1 protein-coding gene is annotated in these 1,154 nt (G+C 66.4%); it reads left to right on the top strand.

Annotated elements, in window-relative coordinates:
• On the top strand, nucleotides 1-1,154 hold a 1,154-nt coding region (locus MC381_RS18230; RefSeq protein ID WP_319022852.1), incomplete at both ends, for a type VI secretion system Vgr family protein.

A 1,154-nucleotide genomic window follows, 5' to 3' on the forward strand; every position in this document is an offset into this window, starting at 1 on the left:
TCGACAACCTGCTGGATACTTTCGACATCGACCTGTCGCAGACCGAGCGCCTGCTGACGCTCGAGCTCGCCGGGGCGTCACTGATCCCGCACCGGCTGGTCGGCGAGGAGCGCGTCAGCGCGCCTTTCCGCTATACCCTCGACTGCATCTCCCAGCAGGGCGACATCGCACTCAAGACGCTGATGGCGCAGCCCGCCAGCCTGTCGATCCGCCAGGCCGACGGCAGTTACCGCCGTCTGCACGGCTTGGTCGCCGAGGCGGCGCTCTTGGGCGAGGACGGCGGGGTCACCTACTACCAGCTCACGCTGGTGCCGTGGCTTGCGATGCTCGAACTCGGTCGTGATAGCCGGATCTTCCAGGACCGTTCGGTGGTCGATGTCCTCACCGACGTGTTCGACGATCATGAACTCGCCAAGGGCCGCTACCGCTTCGATCTGCGTCGCGACTACCCGGCCCGTAGCTACTGCGTGCAGTACCGCGAGAGCGATCTCAACTTCGTCAGTCGCCTGATGGAGGAAGAGGGACTCTGGTACTACTTCGAATATGCCGGTAACGAAGCCGGTGGCGACGGGGAAGCCTCCGGCAACGGCCAAGACCGTCAGTCCTTCGATGGCCATCGCCTCGTCATCACCGACGACGTCGACACCACCCGCCCCGTCGGCCCGCAATCGATCCGCTTTCATCGCCAGGCGGCGACCGAGACGGAAGACGCCCTCAACCAGTGGGGCGGCGTGCGCACCCAGCAGCCGACGCGCGTCAGCGTCGGCACCTTCGACTACAAGCAGCCTGGGCTTTCCAAGCGCACAGGGCTCGATACCCTGAGCGATCAGGGCAACCTGCCCGCTACCGAGCTCTACGACTACGCCGGCGAGTATTACTACTATGGCTACGAGCGCGGCGAACGCCTCACCGAGAACCGCCTGGAAGCCCACGAGTCCCGCGCCAAGCGCTTCCGCGGCAGCGGTGGTGCGCGTCAGCTTCAGGCCGGGCGCTGGTTCGAGCTCGTCCAGCACTCGCAGCACGACAGCGGCGGCGAAGCCGAGCGTCAGTTCCTGCTCCTCGGCGTCACTGTCCACGCTGAGAACGCCCTGCCCGTCTCCGCCCAGCTCAAGGCCCTGCCGGGCAGCCTGCAGCCGCAGCTCGACGCCGCCAAA

Source organism: Salinicola avicenniae (assembly GCF_023736115.1).
GTDB lineage: Bacteria > Pseudomonadota > Gammaproteobacteria > Pseudomonadales > Halomonadaceae > Salinicola > Salinicola avicenniae.